Below are 20750 nucleotides of genomic sequence, written 5' to 3'. Positions count from 1 at the left end.
CGCGATTCAGGCGACGCGATTCGTCAGCTGAACCGCGTTGATCCCATCGCGAGCAAGCCCGCTCCCACACACTTACATCCAGCCCAACCAGCTCCAGTACGTTGCGGCAAACAGCAGCATCAGCAAGTACCCCACCGCCGTCACTATCAACCCGACCTTGGCGAACTGCTTGGCCGTGAAGGTCTGGGTGCCCAGGCACACCATGTTCTGCGGCGCGTTGATCGGCAGGATAAACCCGTAGCTGACCACAAAACCCAGCAACATGGTCATGCCCAGGCGGTTGAATTCACCCGGCAAGGTTTGCAGCACGGCGATCAAGATCGGCAATAGCGCCGAGGTCAACGCCGTAGCACTGGCAAACCCCAGGTGAATGAGGATCAGGAATGCCCCCAGGATTGCAAAAATCCCCACCGGACCGACCTGATCCAGACCGGTGTTCGCCACCACCTGCGTGCCCAGCCATTGCCCGGCCTGGGTGGTCAGCAGCGCGGTCCCCAGGCTGATCCCGACCCCGAACACGATCACCGTGCCCCACGGAATACGTGACTGCACATCTTTCCAGGTCATGACGCCAAATCGCGGCAACAGCAAAAACACCAGGCCGGCGTAGGTGGTCGACGTGGTATCAAAACTGTGCAGTTTGCCCTCGGTGGCCCAGGCCAGCAGCAATGCAATCGAGACCCCCATCAGGCGCTTTTGCGGCCCGGTCATTGGGCCCAGCTCTGCCAGTGATTGTTCGACCGCCTCCTTGCCGCCGGGAATGCTGTCGCTTTCCGGTGGCAGCAGTTTAAGCACCACAAATAGCAACACTGCCGACATGATGATGGCCCACGGCGCACCGGCGATCAGCCAGTCGAGCCAGTTCACCCGGGCGCCCAGCATTTTGTCCATAAACCCCACGGTCAGCAGGTTTTGCGCGGCGGCCGTTTGAATCCCCACGTTCCAGATACTGGTGCCCTGGGCCACGACAATCATGATCCCGGCCGCAATGTTGGAGCGCTTGTCCACGCCAAACGCCAGGATCACCCCCATCATGATCGGTACCACGCATGCACTGCGGGCCGTGGCGCTGGGCACCACCAGGCTGAGCAGAATGGTGACCGCAATCGCGCCCAACAGAATGCGCCGGGTGCTGGTGCCGATGCGCGACAGCGTCACCAGGGCAATGCGCCGGTCCAGGCCGGTATGGGTCATGGCTGCGGCGATAAACAACGCGCCCGCTACCAACGCCAGGGCGGCATTGGAAAAACCGGTCAGGGCCATGGTGATACCGGCCGATGTGCCGTAGAGCTTTGAGGGGTCTGCCAGGGTGGGCGCCATGCCGATCAAAAACGCCATCAAGGACGTGATCATGATGGCACTGGCTTCGTACGACACCGCTTCGGTGATCCACACCACCACGGCAAACGCCAGAATAGCCAGCATGCGATGGCCGGCCACCGGCAAGTCGGCGGGCAATGGCAGCAGCAAAATGCCGATCATCACCAGGACCGCAATCACCAGGCCTATGGGCAGTTTGGCTTTTGCCGTAGCAGGCGTGGGGGTGGTTGCAGGTGCATTCATGGCCAGTTCCTTGTGCTGGAAAACCCGTGGAGCATAGGCCAAGGAAGCCCGGAGGATGTTGATACTCGTCAGGTGAGCGGCAAACCCTGTGGGAGCGGGCTGGCTCGCGATACAGGCGCCTTGGTCTTTCAGTCAATGCGCGTCGTTGCCATCGCGGGCAAGCCCGCTCCCACAGGGTTGTGCCTACCGTTACTGGATCTTGTAGTGAAAGGTATTGCGCACCCCCGGTACGGTCACGGCCTGACCATCAATCAACCGCGGTTGATAACGGAATGTCGCCGCCGCCACCAGTGACGGCCGGATAAACGCGGGATGGCAGTTGCCCACCACTTTGGGGTTGTCGACCTTGCCTTGCGGGGTCACCGAATACTCGACCGTGCAATCACCCTCAATGCCCTTGTCCAGTGCCCGCTGCGGGTAATCCGGGGCTTGTTTGCTGATGGGCAGGTATTGGCGCACATCCGATGCCGCTGCCGCCTGTTGCGCTCGCCTGGCGTTATCTGCTGCCACACGGGCCTGCTGCTCCGACGCTTCGGCCAGCGCTCGCTGGCGCTGAACCTCAACCTGCGCGGCTTTTTGTTGTTCCACTTGCGCCTGTCTCTGCTCCTCCACACGTTTGCGCGCAAGCGCCGCCTGTTCCAGTTTGCGCGCCTGTAACTGCGGGTCGACTTTAGGCTTTACCACCTCGGGTTTTGCCTCAACCACCGGCGCAGGGGCTACCACCGGCAGCGGCTCGGGCGCAGGTGGCGCCGCGGGCATTTCGGCGGGCAGCATCACCAGCCGGGTTTTCAGGGTCGACGGGGCGGGTTCCGGCAATGATTGCTCCATGCTCCAGCCCAGCACCAGAAAAGCCACCACGGCGCTGTGCAGGGCAACGCTCACCACCACGGCCTGGCTGTTGTGCCACAGCCGGGTCCAGGGCAACGGCGGTGCGGGCGCCAGCGCGCCATGCATCAACGCGGCACTCATTGCGGCGCCTCGGTCACCAGCCCCAGGTTGCTCACGCCACCTTGCTGCAGGGCCGCCATCGCCTTGACCACGCTGCCGTAACCCGCCTCGTTGTCGGCACGGATATACACCTGGGTGTCGCTGTTTTGCGCCACCACCTGACCGATCTTGGCTTGCAGCTCTTCAAGACTGACGGCACTGTCGGTCTGGTTTTTGGTGTCCAGTTCACTGCCCAGATTCCAGTAGTAACCGCCCTCGGCCTTGACTGACAGCGTGAGGATTTTTTGCTGGCTGTCATTGACCAGGGCTTCGCTGGCGACTTTGGGCAGTTCGATTTTTACCCCCTGGGTCAACATGGGCGCGGTCACCATAAAAATCACCAGCAGCACCAGCATCACATCGATGTAAGGCACCACGTTCATTTCGGCCTTGGGCCCGTGTTTGCGCTGTGGTCGAGCAAGCATGTTCAAACTCCCTTTCAAGCGACGGCGGACATGTTCCGCGAACCGGCATGCAAGCTGCGGTACAAGCGCATCTGCACTTCGTTGCCCAGGCTGTAATAACGGGTCAGCAGGGTCTGGCCACGGGCCGAGAAGCGGTTATAGGCAATCACCGCCGGAATGGCTGCAAACAGGCCGATGGCCGTGGCGATCAGGGCTTCGGCAATGCCGGGGGCCACGGTGGACAACGTCGCCTGTTGCACCTGCGACAGGCCGATAAAGGAATTCATGATCCCCCACACGGTGCCAAACAGCCCGATGTAGGGGCTGACCGAGCCAACGGTCGCCAAAAACTGCAGGCCTTTTTCCAGGCGGATTTCCTGCTCGCTGATGGCCACATACAACGCACGCTCAACCCCTTGCATCACCCCTTCGGCATCCACGGCGGGCTGCTGCCTGAGTTGGGTGTACTCCGTGTACGCGGCGACAAATACCTGCTCGGCGCCCGCGTCTTCATGGCTGACATCACGGCTTTCGCGGTACAGCGCATTCAGCTCACCCTGAGCCCTTAGCCGTTGCGCAAAGCTGTCCATTTCGCGCTCGCTGCGACGCAAAATGGCGCTGCGCCGCACAATCAGAAACCAGCTCAACAGCGAGGCCACCAACAGGGTCAGCATTACGCCTTTGACCAGCAGACTCGCGTCGCTGATCAGGCCCCAGATCGTCATGTGTTCCATGGTTGCGTGCATGTTGTTACTCCATTGATCCGCGATTGAAGGATTGAAAAGCATTCAGATGACCGGGTTATGGCAAGTGCAACGCATTGGCCACATCGCTCCAGGGGATGTACTTGAAGTTCTGGGCTTGCTCGGGCATACGTTTGCGGCCGTCCTGCACCACCAGCATGCCTTTGCTCCAAGGGCCACCGAGGTTGGCGGACGTCACATCCAGGCCATCGGTTTCCGACGCGCCATCGATGCCCGCTACAGCATTCACCCCAACCCGAAAAGCACCACGCAGGGCGTAAGGCGGCTCGGCATCCACCACCACATAGCTGTCGTTGCCCTGGCTGGAGATCACCAGGTAGTTGTCTTTTTCGGTCTGATACAGGCCCATCCCCTCGATGTCGTCATGCACCTGCTCACCCACCCTGATCACGCTGGTGAGCGTTGCCGGCTGGTCGGGACGGGCATCCACCGCCCACACCGCCACATCTTCTTCACCGAGGAACAGCCGTTGATTGCGGTCGTCCGCCACGCAACCTTCGGGCTGGGTTTGCACCTTGAACTGGCGCACCAGTTCGCCCTCGACCGTGTTGCCTCTGGCGACCAGGCGGTGCTGCACAAAGGTGCCGTCCTTGTCGTTGGCAAAGCTGTAGATCTCCCCCGAGGGCGCCTTGAACAGGCACAGGCCGTAGATGTCCGAAACCGGCGTAGCGATCTCGCCCGCCTCCTGCAAGGTGCCAGTGGCGCGGTCGATGCTGAACACGCTGAGGCTGTTGTGATCGCGATTGGTCGCCACGGCCAGATCCACGGTGCGCCCGCCCAGCTCGAAGCCCGGGCGCACATCGACGTTATTCAGCCGCCCGACCGGCAGATGCTGCACACGCTTGCCCTGCAGGTCGTACACCTCAAGGCCCTGCTGCTTATTGGTGCCCAGCACACGGCTGAGGGCCGGTGTTTGCGGGTGAACCCAAATCGCCGGGTCATCCGCCGCATCGCCCTGACTCATCACCACCTCGGTTTGCACCGCAGGTTTTACGCTGACCAGCACAGGGGGCAGGCTGGCCGGTGTGGTTTTCCAGGCCAGTGTGCCTTCGTACAATTTGCTGCTGGCGCCGTCCTGCACCAGCAGTTGCAGACCCTGGGGTGTCTGGCGCAGGGCCAGGTGTTCAGGCTCGATCATCCCGTTCAGCGCCAGGCTGGCTACAGGCGCCCAGCGTTTGCCCTGCTGCTGATACAGATTCAACTGCGCTGCTTGCGGGTCAAGCCCGACCATCCCGCCCGGTATCAGCGCCATGGCCCCTGCACTTTTTTTCACATTGCCGAAGGGCTCGACCATCGCCACGGGCACGCGCTCAACATCGGCTTCTGCGTGCGCCGGGTAAGCCCACCAGCCGACATTTTCTTCGTTGACGAACAGGTTCTGCGCGCCATCGTCCACCTGACAAAACTTCGCCTGTGGCGGCAACGGCAGGCTGCGCACCAGCCTTGGCGCGGGCAAGCGCTGGCTGTCGGCAGCTACCAGCCACTGCTCGCCCTTGCCTTCTTCGCCCACGGTGAACAGGTAGATATTGCGTGCGTCATCCTGGTACAGGCACACCCCTTCAACCCCATAGTCACGGGTGGGCAAGTACGTCGGGGGTTGCCATTGATGGCTCTTGGGGTCGAGGCTGAACAGCGCCACTTGCTGCCTGTCCTTGTCGTGACTGGCTACCAGGACCTGATCCCCCAGTGCACGGCTGTCCAGCCCGGCAAAAGCCCCCGGCACCCGGCTCAGGGTTTTGCCCTGTTTGTCGAGCAGCAACACACCCTCGCGCTTGCTCACGGCCAGGCGTTCGTCCCCGGAGCCATTTGGCAAATAACTCAAGGCCTGGGCCTTGCTGGCGGACCATTGCTGCAATGCCGGGGCGGCCACTTCGGTAGCCGCCTGCACGCTGCCTGCGCCCAGGCACACCAGCAATGGCAGTAGTCGGGGTGTGCGTTTGAATACATGGGTCATGGGACATGCAATCCATAAGAAAATGGGGTTAAAGCCTGGTCTGCCCAGCGCTTAGAAATGGGTGAAGGTCAGGCCTACGGAGTAGGTGGGGCCGTATTCTTCGTACTGGTTGTTGAAGCGGCTGTTGCCGCTGTACGTGAAGTACGGCTGGTCCGTGAGGTTCTGGGCGTCGAACTTGACTTGCAGGTTCTTGGTCAGCGAGTAGCGGGCACTGAAGTCGACAAAGGTCTGGGCATTGACATAGGTGTCATGGGCCTTGTCGTTGACCCCGGCCAGTTCGTAGAGGTAGTCCGACTTGTAGTTGGCCGACAGGCGCAGGCTCAGCTTGTCGTCTTCCCAGCCGAGCATCAGGTTGCCGACGGTCTTGGACTGGTTGGGCAAATCGATATCGCGCTTGAGGCTGGCTCCGGTCGCTGCGTCAACGCCCTTGATACTGGCATTGGAGCGGCTGAACGTGCTGTTGGCGCCCAGGATCAAACCGTTCCAGGGTGACGGCAGCCAGTCGAATTTTTGCGAGTAGGCCAGTTCCAGACCATAGAGCTTGGCGCTGTCGCCGTTGGCATAGCTGTGGGCTTCGGTGAAGTCGACCCATTCGCCGCTGCCCGCCAGGTCGTTGTTGTAGACGAAGTTTTTAATGTCTTTGTAGAAGAGGAACGCCGACACCGTGCCCGCCTGCCCCATAAAGTGCTCGATGCCAAGGTCGAAGTTGCTCGATTCCAGCGGCTTGAGGTTGGGGTTGCCGAACTCGGCTTTGTCATCTTCGATAACAAAGCCCGGGGCTAGCTGGCCAAAGGTCGGGCGCACGACGGTGTTGGTCCAGGCCGCCCGCACCTGGGTGTTTTTCGCCAACTGATAGCGCGCATGCAGGCCCGGCAGCCAGTGGTGGTAATCGCGCTGGGTGTTTTGGTCTGCAAAGACGCCATCGCGCACGCCCGTACCCTTGGCCTCGAACTCGGTGCCCTCGTAGCGCATGCCGGCGATAAAGCGCCAGTCATCGATATCCAGGGTGTTCATCAGGTAGGCCGCATTGATGTCTTCGCGCATCTTGAAGTCATTGGCCCGCGAGTCCTGCTCGTTGTAGAAGTCGTCGCGGTTGAGGCCGCCGATCAGGTCCTTGATCGCCCCGCCGCTGATGCCCGGGCCGTACTGGCCAAGGTTGTAGTGCAGGTTGCCCTTGTTGAACGCATTGAGGCTCAGTTGCTCGTCGCTGAAACCCAGGTCGGAGAAGTCCTTGTAGGTCCAGGCATTGAGGTCGTTGTCCTTGTTGCGCCGGCTGACCTTGCCGCCAAACTTGACCTGGGAGGCATAGCCCTGCACGTCGTAGTCGCGGGCCAGGTCCAGGCGGATATTTTTCTCGGTGTCCTTGGTGTGCTGCTCTTGCCAGTCCACCTTGTCGAGGCTGAAGTTGTTGGGGTCATAAAAGCCTGCGCCGATGATCGGTCGGGGCTTTTCGGTGTCGTAGAAACCGCCGTTGCCAATGCTGGAACTGCCCTTGAACGTTGCGCCGGCGATGCCCCCCGGATTGTCTTCGCTGGACTCGCTGTAACCGGCCTGCCCGCTGAGGGTCCACAGGCCCATGGTGCGTTCGCCGCCGAATACGTAGGACTGGATTTCCTGGGTTTCTTCGCGCTGCTTGAGCTTGCGCTTGGTCTTGGTTTTACCCACCTCGTCTTCGGCCTGGGGGTCGGAGAATTCAAAGGCGGTGGAGTTGCGGGTTTCGTTGTCTTCAAAGCGGCTGTACAGGGTGCGCAGGTACAGACTGGTGTCGTCGTCGGGCTTGTAATCAAAGTTGAGGCCACCACCGGCACGCTCGCGGCTGATCTCGTAAACACGCTGTTCAAAGCTGTTCAGACGGGCGCCATCGGTGAAATCCCAGTCGCCGCCGGTTTCGACGTTGTCGGAGCGAAAGTCGCGCTTGTTCCAGCTCAGGGCTGCGGCCACACCGAAGTTGTCGACACCGTCACCCAGGCTGAAACGGTCGCTGATGGCGCCCGACACCTTGGGGCTGGTCTTGTGGCTGTTCTTGTTGTACCCGGCCTCCGTGCTGCCGGTGAAAAACAGGCCGTCATGGTCGAAGGCCGAGAGGCTTTGTACGTCTACCGTGCCACCCAGGGAGTTGGCGTCCATGTCCGGGGTCAGGGTCTTGATCACCGACAGCGACTGCACCAGTTCCGAGGGCAACACATCCAGGGCCACGGCGCGGCGGGCGCTTTCCGGGGACGGTACCAGGGTGCCGTTGATGGTCACGCTGTTGAGGTCCGGGCCCAGGCCGCGCACGCTGACAAAGCGGCCTTCGCCCTGATCGCGCTCAATGCTGATACCGGGCAGGCGCTGCACCGCCTCGGCCACGTTGGCGTCGGGCAACTGCGCCACGCCATCGGCATGCACCACGCTTTCGATGGTGTCCGAGTTGCGTTGTTGCTTGAGTGCCTTGTCCAGGCTGACGGCCTGACCGACTACCTCGACGTGTTCAGTGGCACCGATGGCCGATGTTTCCGCGGCGCTCAAACGTTCGCTGGCGATTGCCAGGGCCAATGCACTGACCGTAAAGCCGACCCACTGCGCCTTGCTGCGACACTTGTACATGTTGGTGCTCCCCCAAAATCGCACGTCAGGCCGGGCAAATGGCCCGACAACTTGGGAGCGAAAGCTAGGGTCGGCGGATGACAGCGCTGTGACAGTGTTCGGCGAAACGCCCGAAACAAAAGGTTTCAAGCAGTGAGAAAGGGGTAAATGAGCTGATTTGACCTGATTACGAAAGGATCGCCCCCCGTAGCAGCTGCCGAAGGAACGAGGCTGCGTCCGGCGGCGAAGCCGTCGTAAAGTCAGGTTGTGCGGTGTTTAAGGTCAGTCCGACAACCCGCATTTACGAGTGCTGCGCAATCGGACGCAGCCTCGTTCCTTCGGCAGCTGCTACGAAATCGGGGGCAACCACGAGCTTGCGTTTAACTTTTTTTTCACCACACATCTGAGCTGATTCGACCCGCAAGCCCCGTCATACAGTTGTCACACCGCTCTGCTCTGCTGACCGGCAATAGGTTTGGGTAGAACTGTGATGACTTGGTTAAACGTCCTTAAACACCATCGCTACAAGCTTGGTTTACTGCTGCTGGCTGCCAATGCCGCGGTACTGCTCAACCTGGCATTCGGTACCCCCAAGGCCTTCAGCGAGTGGCACTGGCTGGATATCTTCGGCGAAGGCGGCACCGCCCTGTTTATGCTGTTCTGGCTGGGGCTGGTGATTAAAAGCCGGCCCACCGGGCGGGTCACCAACTACCTGGCGTACGGCCTGTGCTTTATGTTTTTTTCCTGGTGGGTGGATGTGCTCGACGAGTTTATCCGCCTGCCCAAACATATTGGCTGGGATCACTGGATGGAGTCGGCACCCATGCCCGTCGGCATGATTCTGCTGACCATCGGCCTGTTTCATTGGCACCGCGAGCAGCAGGCTATCAATCAACAGATGGAGAAGCGCGAGCGGGTATTTCGCGAGCACCGGCTGTTCGACAAACTCACCCCTCTGGGCGGCGCCGGTTACCTCAAGCACCAGGTCAGCGACTGCCTGGCGCAAAGCGTCGAGCAGCAACAGCCGCTGTCACTGCTGGCGCTGGATATCGACGATTTCACGTCCATCAACCAGCATTACGGCCACGCCGAAGGTGATGCCGTGTTGCAGGCCCTCAGCCAGTTGCTGCTGCTCAACCTGCGTCGCCACGATCTGCTCTGCAGGCTGGCCGGTGACCGTTTTGTGGTGCTGTTGCCCAATACCGGCGAGAGTCAGGCCCGCCTGCTGGCGCTGGAACTGCAGCAGGCGGTGCAGAGCCTGGCCCACAAAACCCGCCAACAGGGTGAACGGGTGTATCTGTCGGCCAGTACCGCGGTGGTGATGGCCGTCAACGAAGCGCCCGATGAGCTGCTCAAGCGCCTGAACCTGACACTGGTGCGGGCCAAGCCGCCACGGAGCAAACGCGCATGACCCTGGACAGCCGCTGGTATGAAGCCGACAGCCGCTTTATTGCCGGGCACTATCAACCTGCGACCCTGATTGATCTGGCGTTGTCGCGGGATATCGACAGCCATCGCCTGCTGCGCGGTACCGGGCTGTTTTACGAGGACATCGTCGCCGGGCACACGCGTCTCAGCCCCCAGCAGTGTTTTACCCTGATCGCCAATGCACAACGCTTACTCGAAGCCGATGACAGCAGTTTTCTGTTTGGCCAGCGCCTGTGGCCGGGGCATTACGGCCCGGCCAGCCACGCCCTGCAGCAGGCACAGAACCTGCAGCAGGCCCTGGAAACCCTGATCCATCACCGCGCCCTGCTCAGCCCCTTGCTCACCCCGCGGCTGTTGCTGGACGACAAATACGCCTATGTGTACTGGCTCGACAGTTGTGGGGCCCAGGAGCAATTGCGTTTTGTACTGGAGGCCAGTATGACGGCGCTGATGGCCATGAGTCAGTGGCTCAGTGGCGAGCGCCTGCCGTGGGAATGCAGTTTCAGCCATGCCGAGCCGCATTATGTGGAGCAGTACTGGGTACATCTGGGGGAGAACACCCAGTTTGGCTGCCAGCTGGACATGATGCGCCTGCCCCGTGAATACCTGACCCGGCCCTGGCCGAATGCCTCGGCCATTGCCCGCCAAGTGGCCTATCAACAGGCACAGGAGCAGTTGCACAGCCTGGGCTTTCGCGCCAGCCTGCTTGACCGGCTGTATGTGTACTTGCGCAACAATGCCCGGGAGGCTCCGGGCCTTGAGCAGGCCGCGCAGCATTTTTCGGTGAGCCAGGCCACCCTCAAGCGCAAGCTGAACAAGCACGGCACCCACTTTCAGGCCCAGCAGGATCAGGCGCGCAAGCATATGGCGCTGTATCTTTACCAGATCAAGGGGCTGAGCAATGAAGCGGTGGCCGAGTACCTGAACTTCAACGACCCGGCGAACTTTCGCCGGGCCCTGAAACGCTGGACGGGGTGTACGCCCAATCTGATACGGCAGTTTCTGGCGTTGTAAACCACTCCCCAAACCTGATGCGCGCAGGTGGATTGTGGGAGCGGGCTTGCTCGCGATGCAGGCCACGCCGGTTATCTGGCAAACCGCGGTGATGCTATCGCGAGCAAGCCCGCTCCCACAGGTTTAGCGGCGTTTACCAAACGGATCCTTGGCGCAGTTACCCCGCCAATTCACGCAACTTCGCCAGCTCTTCAGCCCCCAGCGGGATGCCTTCGCTCAACGATTTGGCCCGCTCGATAAAGCGCCGGTCACCCGGCATGCGCTCAAGCCCTACTGCATGCATCTGCCGAACCAGTTCTGCGCTGCGCTGGGCAAAGCTGTTGCCGCCAGATTTGCTCGGGTCGATCACGATCAGCAATTGGCCGGTCCACGGGGTTTGTGCACCCGGGTGTTTCGACCAGTCAAACTCAAACGAGAAATTGCCCCCCGTCAGCGCCGCCGCCAGCAACTCGACCATCATCGACAGCGCCGAGCCCTTGTGCCCGCCAAAGGGCAGCAAGGCGCCGCCGTCGAGGATGGCTTTCGGGTCTTCAGTGGGCTCACCCTGCTTGTCTACGCCCATGCCAGCAGGCAACGAGTGGCCTTTACGAGCGGCAATTTGCACGTCGCCGTGGGCAATCGCACTGGTGGCCAGGTCGAATACGATCGGATTGCCATCCGCACAGGGTGCGGCAAAGGCAATCGGGTTGGTGCCAAACAACGGTTTTTGTGCACCGTGAGGCACTACGCAGGTCATGCTGTTGACCACGCTCAAGGCCACCAGGCCTTCTTCGGCAAACGGCTCGACATCCGGCCAAAGTGCGGCGAAGTGATGGGAGTTACGAATCGCCAGCACCGCAATCCCGGCACTGCGGGCTTTTGCCACCAGCAACTCGCGGGCGGCCGCCAATGCAGGCTGGGCAAAGCCCCCCGCCGCATCCACGCGGATAAACCCGCTGGCAACGTCTTCTACAACCGGCACCGCCTGGCCATTGACCCAGTTGCTGGCCAGTGATGACAGATAACCCGGAATGCGGAACACCCCATGGCTATAGGAACCATCGCGCTGCGCCCGGGCGCAGTTGTCCGCCAGTACCCCGGCAACCTCCGGCGAGGTGCCATGACGCTCAAAAATCCGTTGCAGCAAAGCGGTCAATTCGGCGAGGGAAAGCGACTGCGTGGATGACATTCTGGGGCTCCAGTCTGATTATTTTTGTCTGAGGCAAACTATCCTTCGATGACAGTTCTCTGTCAATTGTTGACTTAATGACAGAAAACATTCACTTTCTGCAACGCGCTGAAATAAAAACAGGAAGCAGTCGTGAGCCAGCCGATTAAACAACGCCTTGAAAGCAGTCTGTCAACCGCCGCCCCCTCGGGCCGGGCGATTGCCAGCTACATGCTGGCCAATCTCTACGAGCTGCCCTTTCAGACCGCCGCCGACATCGCCAGCAAACTGGGGGTCAGCGAGTCCAGTGTGGGGCGTTTTTGCCGTGCCCTGGGCTACAGCCATTTCAAGGATTTGAAAAACGATCTCAAGGACGACCTGGGCGATGGCCCGTGGCTGGTCGGTGATCGCTTGCAAGAATTCCGCCAGCAGTCGAGCCAGAGCCCGCAGGCCCTGCCGCGCAGCTTCGAGCTGGAAGTCGGGGCGCTGGTCAAGGTCTACGAATACAGCCTCACCCCGCAGTGGCGTGCCGTCAGCCAGCGCCTGGCCACGCGGCGCAAGGTGTTTGTCGCAGGCTTCCAGACCGAGCGCGGAATCGCCGCCTCGATGGTGCATTTACTGCAATACCTGCGCGATGGCGTGCAGCTGGTCGACGGCGCCGCCGGGCATTACGCCGATGTACTGCTGTGCCCGCCGGCAGACTGTGCCCTGGTGGTGTTTGAAGCCCGTCGCTACTCGCGCCACGCCCAGTTGTTGTGCCGCAAGGCACGCGAGGCCGGCATCGAGGTCACGCTGGTCACCGATACCTTCTGCGACTGGGCCGACCAGAGCGCCAATGAAGTGTTTCGCGTGCCCACCGAGTTCAACCTGTTCTGGGAGTCCACCGCGGCCATGCTGTCGCTGGTGCATTTGCTGATCAATGAAGTGTGCAAACAACTGGGGCCTGACGTTGAAAAGCGTCTTGAGGCAACCGCGGCCTTACACAATGAGTTCGTGGGCTACACATCCTCACCCGGATCAAAACAATAAAACGAGGTGCTAGATGAAATACGTCATTCGCTTTGCAAGTGCATGCGCACTGGTGGCCGCCGTTGCAGCCAACGCTCAGGCCGACACGCTGACTATCGCCACCGAAGGCGCCTACCCTCCCTTCAACACCACCAACTCGGACGGCACGGTGTCCGGCTTTGACGTCGACATCACCAATGCCCTGTGCGAGCGCATGAATGCTCAATGCAAGATTGTTGCCCAGGACTGGGACGGTATTATCCCGGGGCTGATGGCGAAAAAATACGACGCCATCGTCGCGTCGATGATCGTGACCGATGAACGCAAAAAGAAGATCGCGTTTACCAATCACTACTACCGCACCCCGCTGTCGATCGCCGTGCCTAAAGACTCTGATATCACCGATGCGCAGATCGACTTCAAGGGCCGCACCATCGGTGCCCAGGGCGCTGCAACCCAGGGCATCTACGCCGAAGACCACTACGAAAAAGCCGGCGCCAAGCTCAACCTGTACCCGACCCTGGACGAGGCCAACGCCGAGCTGAAAAACGGTCGTGTCGATGCGGTGATTGCCGACAAATTCCCGCTGCTGGAATGGATCAACAAGGCCAGCGACGACTGCTGCAAAATCATCGGTGACGTTAACGGCACCAATGCCGACGCCGCCATTGCCGTACGCCAGAGCGATACCGTGCTGCGTGAGCGCTTCAACAAGGCGCTGGACGAAATCGTGGCTGACGGCACCTATAAAAAGATCAGCAGCAAGTACTTCGACTTCGACATTTACTGAGTCGCCTGCCCTCGCTTGAGGGCCTCCCTGCCAATGACCCTGCCCTGCGCACGTAACGTGCGCAGTGGCTGAATTTCGGCCCACTTTTGCCCGGGGATTCGAGCATGCTCGATCAACTCTCACTTCTTTCTTTTGCCAGTGGCGGCTGGGGCTCGGCGTTGCTCGCCGGCGCGCTGGTGACCATTGCCCTGGCCTTGAGCTGCCTGCCTATCGGCTTGCCCCTGGGCCTGGTCGTGGCGGTGGCGGCACGCTCGAAAAACCGTTGGCTGCGGGCGTGGGCAACCACTTTTTCCACGGTATTTCGTGGTTTGCCGGAACTGCTGACCCTGCTGATCATTTATTACGGCTGCCAGATCGCCGCACAAAAGCTGCTCGCCATGATGGGCTACGACGCGCAGGTGACGATCAATACCTTCGTCGCTGCGATGGTGGCTTTCAGCCTGGTATTTGCCGCCTTCTCGAGCGAGATCTGGCTGGGTGCGTTTAAAACCATTCCCAAGGGCCAGTTCGAAGCGGCCTCGGCACTGGGCCTGAGCAAATTCACCACCTTTCGCAAGGTGGTACTGCCACAACTGGCACGCATCGCCCTGCCGGGGCTGTCGAACAACTGGCTGTCGCTGCTCAAGGACACCTCGCTGGTGTCGACCATTTCCCTGGTGGACCTGATGCGCCAGACCAACCTGGCGGTCAGCGTGACCAAAGAGCCGATGCTGTTCTACACCGTCGCCTGCCTGGGCTATCTGTTTTTCTCGGCGATTTCCGGGCGTCTGTTCGCCTTTCTTGAACGCTACTTCAGCCGCCATCAACGGAGCGCGCAGCCATGAGTCTGGCGGATCTGCAAAACATGTTTCTCAACCCCGACCTGCTGGAACGCTACGGCCCGCGGTTTATCGACGGGCTGCTGGTCACCGGCAAACTGGTAGCGATTTCCTTTACCCTGGGGGCTTTGCTCGGCTTGCTGATCGCCCTGGGGCGTTTGTCGAGCAACCGCTTCTTGCGCAGTTTTACCGGTGCCTACGTGTACTTTTTCCGCGGCTCACCGCTGCTGGCGCAACTGTTTTTGCTGTACTACGGCCTCGGCTCGTTCAAGGGTTTCTGGCAGGACGTGGGCCTGTGGTGGTTTTTCCGCGATGCGTGGTTCTGCACCCTGCTGGCTTTCACCCTCAACACGGCGGCGTACCAGGCCGAGATCCTGCGCGGCAGTATCCTCTCCGTGGCCCAGGGCCAGCGTGAGGCCTGCAAAGCGCTGAACCTGTCGCGCTGGACCACCTTTCGCAAGATCATTCTGCCGCAATCGTTGCTGGTGGCCATCGGCCCGCTGGGCAATGAACTGATCCTGATGATCAAGGCCAGTGCGATTGCCTCGCTGGTAACCATTTACGACCTGATGGGCGTGACCAAGATGGCGTTTTCGCGCAGTTTCGACTTTCAGGTCTACCTGTGGGCCGCCGTGCTGTATCTGCTGATCGTGGAAGTGGTGCGGCGCAGCCTGAAACTGATCGAAGGCCGCCTCGGCCGCCATTTGCAGTAAGCCCATTGCCCGGGCTGCGCACACGGCCCCCTGTTTTAAGGATTTGTTTATGCACTGCGACACTATCGTTCTGGGCGCCGGCATTGTCGGCGTCAGTACCGCGTTGCAACTCCAGGCTCGTGGGCGCAGCGTCGTGCTGCTTGACCGCGCCCAGCCAGGCAGCGGCACCAGCCACGGCAATGCCGGGCTGATCGAGCGCGCCAGCGTGATCCCCTATTCGTTCCCGCGGGAACTTTCGCGCCTGTTGCGCTACGGCCTCAACCAGCAATCGGACGTGCGCTACAGCCTCAAGCACCTGCCCAAGGCCGGGCCGTGGCTGTTGAAGTACTGGCAGCAATCCGCTCCCAAGGCGCTGGCCAGGGCCACCCGGGCCATGCTGCCGCTGATTGAACAATGCGTCAGCGAACACGACTTGCTGGCCGAGCCCGCCGGGGTGACTACGCTGATCGATGACAGCGGCTGGATCGAGGTCTATCGCACCCAGGCCGACTTCGACAAGGCCCAACGCGATGCGGCGGCCCTGAGCGACTACAGGCTCAACTACCGGGTACTGGGCGAACAGCAGGTGCACGCCCTGGAGCCGGGCCTGCATAACGATGTGATCGGAGGCATTCATTGGCTCGATCCCAAGACCGTCAGTGACCCGGGCGGCCTGACCCGTGGTTATGCCGAATTGTTTGTAAAGCGTGGAGGCACCTTTGTCATCGGTGACGCCACCAGCCTGCGGGCAACGGCCGGGCAATGGCAGGTCGAGAGCCAGAAGGGCCTGATCGTCGGCAACGAAGTGGTGATTGCCCTCGGCCCGCAAGCACGGGCGATTTTCGAACCGCTGGGCTATCGCATTCCCCTGGCAATCAAGCGCGGCTATCACATGCATTACGCGGCCAAAGACGGCCACACCATGCAGCACCCGATTCTGGATTCGGTGGGCGGTTATGTGCTGGCACCGATGGTGGGCGGTATTCGCCTGACCACCGGGATCGAATTTGCCGACAGCGATGACCCGATCAACGAAATCCAGTTGCGCCGCTGCGAGGAGCGCGCCCAACGCCTGTACCCGCTGGGTGAGCGTGTGGATGCCGAACCCTGGCTGGGCCGGCGCCCGTGCCTGCCGGACATGTGCCCGGTGATTGGCCCTGGCAGCCGCCACAAGGGCCTGTGGTTCAACTTTGGCCATGCCCACCACGGCCTGACCCTGGGCCCGGTCAGCGGGCGTCTGCTGGCCGAAATGATGACCGGGGAAAAACCTTTCACCGACCCTGCGCCCTACAGCGCCGAGCGTTTTCACTGATTACTGGAGACACACCATGCTTGCACAACCTGCTTACGTTCATCCTGTGTCGCCAGTCACTGACACCCGCAAGGTCGTCGTGGATATCGCCGGGCTGAACAAATATTACAGCGCTTTTCACGTGCTCAAGGGCATCGACCTGAAGGTGCGCGAAGGTGAACGCATTGTGCTGTGCGGCCCGTCCGGCTCTGGCAAGTCGACGCTGATCCGCTGCATCAACCGCCTGGAAATCGCCGAGCAGGGTCGCATCCTGATCAACGACACCGACCTGGCACTGCCAACCCGTGAAGCGGCAAAAGTGCGCAGTGAGATCGGTATGGTGTTCCAGCATTTCAACCTGTTCCCGCACATGAGCGTGCTGGACAACTGCATCCTGGCGCCGATGTCGGTTCGCGGCCTGTCGCGTAAAAAGGCCATTGAACTGGCCCAGCATTTTTTGACCAAGGTGGGCATTGCCAGCCAGGCTGAGAAATACCCGAGCCAGTTGTCCGGCGGCCAGCAGCAACGTGTGGCCATTGCCCGGGCGTTGTGCATGGAACCGAAAATCATGTTGTTCGATGAGCCGACTTCGGCGCTGGACCCGGAAATGGTCAGCGAAGTGCTGGATGTGATGGTCAACCTGGCGGGCAGTGGCATGACCATGTTGTGCGTGACCCATGAAATGGGTTTTGCCCGGCAGGTGGCGGAGCGGGTGTTGTTCCTGGATGGCGGCATGGTGATTGAAGACTCGCCGCCCGAGGAGTTTTTCAACGCCCCGAAAAGCCCGCGGGCCAAGGCGTTTTTAGCCCAGATCGTGCATTAAGAGCAAAGCCCCTCACCCCAACCCTCTCCCAAAGGGAGAGGGGGCTAAAGGCCAAAGCAGATTATCGCAACGCCACAAATCAGTCCCCTCTCCCTCCGGGAGAGGGTTAGGGTGAGGGCGCTTTACAGCTGCGCCGCCAATCTCGACCCCTGATCAATCGCACGCTTGGCATCCAGTTCCGCCGCCACATCGGCACCGCCGATCAAATGCACGCTCTGCCCCGCTGCAACCAGGCCATCCTGCAACTCACGCAACGGATCCTGCCCCGCGCAAATCACAATATTGTCTACAGGCAATACCTGCGGCTCGCCCTCGCCAATACGCACATGCAAACCGGCATCGTCGATGCTCAGGTATTCCACGCTGTTGAGCATCTGCACCTGCTTGTTTTTCAGCCCGGCGCGATGGATCCAGCCAGTGGTCTTGCCCAGCCCGTCACCCACCTTGCTCGCCTTGCGTTGCAGCAAGTACACCTGACGCGCCGGGGCATCCACCTGAGGCTTGATCCCGGCCACACCGCCGCGAGCCTCAAGCTCGGTGTCGATGCCCCACTCTTTCCAGAACGCTTCACGGTCCTGGCTGGTAGACACCCCCTGGTGCACCAGAAACTCCGACACGTCAAAACCAATCCCGCCCGCGCCAATCACTGCAACCTTACCGCCCACCGGCTTGCGCTCCAGGATCACGTCCAGATAGCTCAGAACCTTGGGGTGGTCGATACCCGGGATCGCCGGCGTGCGCGGTGCGATGCCGGTGGCCAGGATTATTTCGTCAAATTTGCCTTCGACCAGTTGCTGCACATCCACCCGGGTGTTCAGGCACACCTCGACACCGGTGGTTTGCAGTTTGCGCTTGAAGTAACGCAGGGTTTCAAAGAACTCTTCCTTGCCCGGTATGCGCTTGGCCACATTGAACTGCCCGCCAATCTCGCTGGCTGCGTCAAACAGCACCACTTCATGCCCGCGCTCAGCCGCCACGCTAGCCGCAGACAGACCGGCCGGGCCGGCACCGACCACGGCGATTTTTTTCACCGCAATGGTCGGCAAATAATTGAGTTCGGTTTCGTGGCAGGCTCGGGGATTGACCAGGCAACTGGTCAGCTTGCCGCCGAAGGTGTGGTCCAGGCAGGCCTGGTTGCAGCCGATGCAGGTGTTGATCTCATCACTGCGCCCGGCAGCCGCCTTGTTGACGAACTCCGGATCAGCCAGAAACGGCCGCGCCATCGACACCATATCGGCATCGCCTTCGGCCAGGATCTGCTCGGCGATTTCCGGAGTGTTGATGCGGTTGGTGGTGATCAGCGGCACACTCACCGAACCGCGCAGCTTGGCGGTGACTTTGCTGAACGCGGCACGGGGCACTTTGGTGGCGATGGTCGGGATGCGCGCTTCATGCCAGCCAATACCGGTGTTGATCAGGGTCGCACCGGCCGATTCGACCGCCTTGGCCAGTTGCACGATCTCTTCCCAGACGCTGCCGCCTGCCACCAGATCGAGCATCGACAGACGATAGATAATGATGAAATTCGGGCCAACGGCTTCGCGCACGCGACGCACGATTTCCACGGGCAGGCGCATGCGGTTTTCGTAGCAGCCACCCCAACGGTCAGTACGCTGGTTGGTGTGCGCCGCCAGGAACTGGTTAATCAGGTAACCCTCGGACCCCATGATTTCGACACCGTCATAGCCGGCACTCTGGGCCAGCCTGGCGCAGGTCACGAAGTCGCTGATCTGCTTTTCGATGCCCTCTTCATCCAGCTCCCTGGGTTTGAACGGGTTGATCGGCGCCTGGATCGCACTCGGCGCGACCTGGCGCGGGCTGTAGGCATAACGCCCGGCGTGGAGGATCTGCAGGCAGATCTTGCCGCCGGCATCGTGTACTGCGCGGGTCACAACCACATGCTTTTCGGCCTCTTCCACCGTACTCAGCTTGGCTGCACCGCTGTACACCCCACCCTCGTCGTTGGGCGCAATGCCGCCCGTGACGATCAGGCCCACGCCACCCCGGGCACGCTCGGCAAAGTAGGCGGCCATGCGTTCAAAGCCACCGGGCTTTTCTTCCAGGCCGGTGTGCATCGAGCCCATCAGGCTGCGGTTGCGCAAAGTGGTAAAACCCAGGTCCAGCGGGGCGAGCAAGTGCGGGTAGCGAGTGGCGGTCATCAGTAGGCTCCACAACGGGCGAAATCACGGAACGCGGGATGCTCTGCGGCTCCCGTCGTTGATCTGAGGCACAGTAAAGACTCAACCGACCCCACTCAATGACCCAAAGTTACAAATTATTAACCCAAATGCGCAGCACCCCTTGGCAAGCCAACAACCGCCGCCTACCCTGTAGATTGAATTCCGCTGAAAGCTGTCTGTTTTATTTATATGCGCAAAATAATTGGCTGCACCTTACTGATTGCCCTCTTCGCTGCTGCAGGCGGTTATGCCTGGTGGACCACGCAACGGGATGTTGGCCACTACCTTTCTGACTTGCGCATCGAGCTCGCGATTAACGAGGGTGTGAATAATGATCGCGGCAACCTGCTGGGCATCGAGCCCGACCTGTCACCCCGCGACTACCAAAGCCTGGCGCTGGTCCATCTGAAACTGGCGGCCTACTTGAACAGCGCCCGCGATGCCGGGCTGGTCAACGGCAAAACCGTAGTGGTACTGCCGGAACATATCGGTTCCTGGTTGATGTTTCGCGGTGAAAAAAGCCAGCTGTATCAAGCCGCCAACCTCAATCAAGCGATGCACTGGCTGGCCATCAGCAACCCGCTGGCCTTTGCCAATGCATGGTTGCGCGCTGACGGCGAAAGCCGGGTCAACGATGCTCATCTGCGCATGAAAGCCAACAGCATGGCCGACGATTACCAGACCCTGTTTGGCGGCCTGGCCAAAGAGTTCGGGGTAACCCTGGTGGCCGGCAGTATCGCCTTGCCCGACCCGCGCATTGAACACGGCAAACTGCTGGTCGGCACCGGCGCGTTGTACAACAGCAGCGTGGTGTTTGACCGCGAGGGTGCCGCCATCGGCACTCCGCAGCGCCAATTGCTGCCCACCTATGAAGAACAGAGCTATATCCAGCCCAGCCCCGATCATGAGCTGAATGTGGTCGACACCCCGGCCGGGCGCCTGGGCATCCTGATCGGCAGCGACAGCTGGTACCCCGAGAACTACCGCACGCTGAACGAAAAAGGCGCGCAACTGATCGCAGTGCCCGCGTTTATCGTCGGTAAAACCACTTGGGACAAGCCCTGGGGCGGTTACAAAAGCGTGTCGACGCCCAGTGAAATCAGCCTCAAGCCCGGCGAAGTCACTGAGGGCGATGCCTGGCATCGCCTGACCTTCACCAGCAGCCTGCCCATCAGCACCGCCAACGCTGGCGTCACCGTGTTCTTGCGCGGCAAGTTCTGGGACAAGCACAGCACCGGCCAGGGCTTTATCAGCCGCAACGGCCAGACCAGCCCGGACCAGCCTGGCAGCGGTGCACGACTGCTGAACCTCTGGTTATAGAA

The 20750-nt window shown here is 60.8% G+C and carries 17 protein-coding genes; 9 read left to right on the top strand and 8 right to left on the bottom strand.

From position 1 onward, the window contains the following. Positions 1 to 72 precede the first annotated feature (72 nt). The 6 genes from HBN79_RS20690 to HBN79_RS20665 form a co-directional block, all read right to left on the bottom strand. The gene (locus HBN79_RS20690) at positions 73 to 1563 is read right to left on the bottom strand and encodes a DASS family sodium-coupled anion symporter (protein WP_133079386.1); all 1491 of its coding nucleotides are present in this window, start codon (positions 1561 to 1563) and stop codon (positions 73 to 75) included. A 189-nt stretch (positions 1564 to 1752) separates the two neighbouring features. Beyond that, complete coding sequence (locus tag HBN79_RS20685) at positions 1753 to 2532, bottom strand: energy transducer TonB (RefSeq protein WP_095024530.1); 780 nt, start codon at positions 2530 to 2532, stop codon at positions 1753 to 1755. Further along, positions 2529 to 2975 carry a protein TolR gene (gene tolR, locus HBN79_RS20680; RefSeq protein ID WP_095024529.1) on the bottom strand — a complete coding sequence of 149 codons (447 nt, stop codon included), beginning with the start codon at positions 2973 to 2975 and terminating at the stop codon, positions 2529 to 2531. The genes HBN79_RS20685 and tolR overlap by 4 nt, the downstream gene beginning before the upstream one ends. A 14-nt stretch (positions 2976 to 2989) precedes the next feature. After that, the gene (gene tolQ, locus HBN79_RS20675) at positions 2990 to 3700 is read right to left on the bottom strand and encodes a protein TolQ (protein WP_095024528.1); all 711 of its coding nucleotides are present in this window, start codon (positions 3698 to 3700) and stop codon (positions 2990 to 2992) included. Between the two features lie 55 nt (positions 3701 to 3755). Next, on the bottom strand, positions 3756 to 5672 hold the full coding sequence (locus HBN79_RS20670) for a phytase (RefSeq protein ID WP_169917126.1): 1917 nt from the start codon (positions 5670 to 5672) through the stop codon (positions 3756 to 3758). A 51-nt stretch (positions 5673 to 5723) separates the two neighbouring features. Beyond that, positions 5724 to 8258 (bottom strand): TonB-dependent receptor, encoded by a 2535-nt coding sequence (locus tag HBN79_RS20665; protein ID WP_169917125.1) that lies wholly within the window; start codon positions 8256 to 8258, stop codon positions 5724 to 5726. A 469-nt stretch (positions 8259 to 8727) separates the two neighbouring features. Between HBN79_RS20665 and HBN79_RS20660 the strand changes: the two genes are divergently transcribed. Both HBN79_RS20660 and HBN79_RS20655 read left to right on the top strand, forming a co-directional pair. Further along, complete coding sequence (locus tag HBN79_RS20660; protein WP_095000597.1) at positions 8728 to 9648, top strand: GGDEF domain-containing protein; 921 nt, start codon at positions 8728 to 8730, stop codon at positions 9646 to 9648. Then, positions 9645 to 10679 (top strand): AraC family transcriptional regulator, encoded by a 1035-nt coding sequence (locus tag HBN79_RS20655; RefSeq protein ID WP_095000598.1) that lies wholly within the window; start codon positions 9645 to 9647, stop codon positions 10677 to 10679. The genes HBN79_RS20660 and HBN79_RS20655 overlap by 4 nt, the downstream gene beginning before the upstream one ends. 157 nt (positions 10680 to 10836) lie before the next feature. On the opposite strand, the gene HBN79_RS20650 is transcribed toward HBN79_RS20655, so the two are convergent. Then, positions 10837 to 11847, bottom strand: coding sequence for an Ldh family oxidoreductase (locus HBN79_RS20650; protein ID WP_095000599.1), 1011 nt, complete (start codon positions 11845 to 11847; stop codon positions 10837 to 10839). Between the two features lie 132 nt (positions 11848 to 11979). On the opposite strand from HBN79_RS20650, the gene HBN79_RS20645 reads away from it, so the two are divergent. The 6 genes from HBN79_RS20645 to HBN79_RS20620 all read left to right on the top strand — a co-directional run bounded on the left by HBN79_RS20645 (position 11980) and on the right by HBN79_RS20620 (position 17248). Beyond that, positions 11980 to 12855 carry a MurR/RpiR family transcriptional regulator gene (locus HBN79_RS20645; protein ID WP_095000600.1) on the top strand — a complete coding sequence of 292 codons (876 nt, stop codon included), beginning with the start codon at positions 11980 to 11982 and terminating at the stop codon, positions 12853 to 12855. A 13-nt stretch (positions 12856 to 12868) separates the two neighbouring features. Beyond that, complete coding sequence (locus HBN79_RS20640; RefSeq protein ID WP_095000601.1) at positions 12869 to 13624, top strand: transporter substrate-binding domain-containing protein; 756 nt, start codon at positions 12869 to 12871, stop codon at positions 13622 to 13624. Positions 13625 to 13728: 104 nt separating this feature from the next. Continuing rightward, a complete protein-coding gene (locus HBN79_RS20635; protein ID WP_095019762.1) occupies positions 13729 to 14448 on the top strand; it encodes an ABC transporter permease subunit in 720 nt (239 codons plus the stop codon). Beyond that, a complete protein-coding gene (locus HBN79_RS20630) occupies positions 14445 to 15155 on the top strand; it encodes an ABC transporter permease subunit (RefSeq protein ID WP_095000603.1) in 711 nt (236 codons plus the stop codon). Before HBN79_RS20635 ends, HBN79_RS20630 begins: the two co-directional genes overlap by 4 nt. 49 nt (positions 15156 to 15204) lie before the next feature. After that, positions 15205 to 16446 carry an FAD-dependent oxidoreductase gene (locus HBN79_RS20625; protein WP_153381138.1) on the top strand — a complete coding sequence of 414 codons (1242 nt, stop codon included), beginning with the start codon at positions 15205 to 15207 and terminating at the stop codon, positions 16444 to 16446. A 16-nt stretch (positions 16447 to 16462) separates the two neighbouring features. Then, a complete protein-coding gene (locus HBN79_RS20620) occupies positions 16463 to 17248 on the top strand; it encodes an amino acid ABC transporter ATP-binding protein (RefSeq protein ID WP_095032467.1) in 786 nt (261 codons plus the stop codon). Positions 17249 to 17370: 122 nt separating this feature from the next. On the opposite strand, the gene HBN79_RS20615 is transcribed toward HBN79_RS20620, so the two are convergent. Beyond that, positions 17371 to 19407 carry an NADPH-dependent 2,4-dienoyl-CoA reductase gene (locus tag HBN79_RS20615; RefSeq protein ID WP_095032468.1) on the bottom strand — a complete coding sequence of 679 codons (2037 nt, stop codon included), beginning with the start codon at positions 19405 to 19407 and terminating at the stop codon, positions 17371 to 17373. A gap of 210 nt (positions 19408 to 19617) precedes the next feature. On the opposite strand from HBN79_RS20615, the gene HBN79_RS20610 reads away from it, so the two are divergent. Beyond that, positions 19618 to 20748, top strand: a complete 1131-nt coding sequence (locus tag HBN79_RS20610; RefSeq protein ID WP_095000607.1) for a carbon-nitrogen hydrolase family protein — start codon at positions 19618 to 19620, stop codon at positions 20746 to 20748. Positions 20749 to 20750 lie beyond the last annotated feature (2 nt).

This window comes from Pseudomonas sp. WS 5051, from assembly GCF_012985715.1.
Classification (GTDB): domain Bacteria; phylum Pseudomonadota; class Gammaproteobacteria; order Pseudomonadales; family Pseudomonadaceae; genus Aquipseudomonas; species Aquipseudomonas bubulae.
The sequence above is the reverse complement of the archived record's forward strand: the minus strand, read 5'-3'. Positions and strand labels throughout refer to the sequence as shown.